We start from the raw sequence: 1,637 nt of genomic DNA on the forward strand, positions 1-1,637 counted from the left end.
CGGACCTGGAGGTGGAGATCACGGCGACAGCCCGCTGAGCCCGGATCTCCGGTCGATCAGGTCGGCGACGATCTGCGCGGACAGCGTGACCATCGGCAAGCCGCCGCCCGGGTGGGTCGAGCCGCCGACCAGGTAGAGGCCGTCGATCGGGCCGCTGTTGGGCGGGCGCAGCAGGCCGCCCGCGGTGCCGTAGATCGCGCCGCCCGGCGCTCCCGCCGACTCGGCCAAGTCGGCCGGCGTGCGGATCTCGGCGAACTCCAGCCGGTCGCGCACCTCCAGGCCGCGGTCGGCCAGCAGGGCGAGGATCCGATCGCGGTACGCCTCCGCGAGCCCGTCCCGCCGCCAGTTGACCGCGTTCCACCCGGCACCGTGCGGCGGCGCGTTGACCAGCACGAACCACGCTTCATTGCCGTCCGGGCAGACCGCCGGATCCGCCGCCCGGGTCACGAAGATCGCCGGGTCGCCGGCCGGCCGGGCCCGGCGCCCGGGACCACCGAAGATCGCGTCGAACTCGGCGCTGTAGTTCCGCGGGAAGTACACCGTGTGGTGTGCGAGTGACGGAGTCCGGCCCCGCACGCCGAGAAGGAGCACGAAGCCGGCCAGACTTCGGTCGGTGAGCCGCGCCAGGCGACCCGGCGTGGGAAGCAGCTCCTGGTAGGTGGTCAGGGCGTCGACGTTGGACACGACGACGTCGGCGGGCTCGAACCGGCCGTCCCCGAGCCGCACGCCGTCCACCCGCTGGCCGTTGCGTGAGATGGCGGCGACCGGCGAGTTCAGCACGATCTCGACGCCGAGCGAACGCGCCCGCCGGGTCAGCGCACCCGCGATCGTGCCGAGGCCGCCCGGCAGATACCAGCCGCCGAAGGCCAGCTCGGCATAGGGGATCGCGGCCAGCGCGGCCGGTGCCCGGCGCGGATCGGCGCCGGTGTAGGTCGCGTACCGGTCGAGCATCATCCGCAGCCGCGGATCGCGCAGATACCGCCGGCCGAGGCCGCGCAGCGACGTGCCCGGCGCGATCGCCCGGAGCGCGGGCAACCGCCAGGAGAGCCGCAGCAGCGTCGCCGGGGTGACCGGCCGCCGCAGCACCGACCCCCACGAGGCGCGCCAGATCCGCTCGGCCCGCGCCCAGAACGCGGCCCAGTCGTCGGCCGCGTCGGGTCCGAGCGCCGCGGTGATCCGCTCGCGGAACACCGCCGGGTCGGACGACGAGTCGAGCACCGTGCCGTCGGGGAACACGTGCCGCACGACCGGATCCAGCGGCACCGGCTCGAGACCCAGCCCCAGGTCGTCGAACACCTGCGGCAGCGTCAGCAGGCTCGGCCCGGTGTCGAAGCGGTAGCCGGCGCGCTCGTAAACGCCGAGCTTGCCGCCGGCGACGGAGGCGCGCTCGTGGACGACCACCTCGTGCCCGGCGTCCGCCAGCCGGATCGCCGCCGCCAGCCCACCGACCCCGGCGCCGATCACCACCACCCGGCTCATCCGGTGTCCCTGCCCGGGAGCACCGGCGATAAACCGTTCACAGCGTGCGGCCCCGCCAGCTCAGGCGGCCCTGGCGGCGCCGGCGGAACGAGCGCACGACCAACCAGGCGAACAGGACGATCGACACGGGATGGGCCAGTGCGTCCGGCCAGGCCCGG

At 74.8% G+C, this 1,637-nt stretch carries 1 protein-coding gene; it reads right to left on the reverse strand.

The window, feature by feature from the left end:
• Positions 1–18: 18 nt before the first annotated feature.
• A complete protein-coding gene (gene crtI / locus AB0M20_RS42345; RefSeq protein ID WP_364307050.1) occupies positions 19–1,479 on the reverse strand; it encodes a phytoene desaturase family protein in 1,461 nt (486 codons plus the stop codon).
• Between the last annotated feature and the right edge of the window lie 158 nt (positions 1,480–1,637).

Origin of the sequence: Actinoplanes sp. NPDC051633 (assembly GCF_040681735.1) — a bacterium.
Classification (GTDB): Bacteria; Actinomycetota; Actinomycetes; order Mycobacteriales; family Micromonosporaceae; genus Actinoplanes.

Bases quoted from the DNA above. Each gene is read 5' to 3' on its own strand.
- crtI (WP_364307050.1), bottom strand. From the start codon at position 1,479: ATGAGCCGGGTGGTGGTGATCGGCGCCGGGGTCGGTGGGCTGGCGGCG.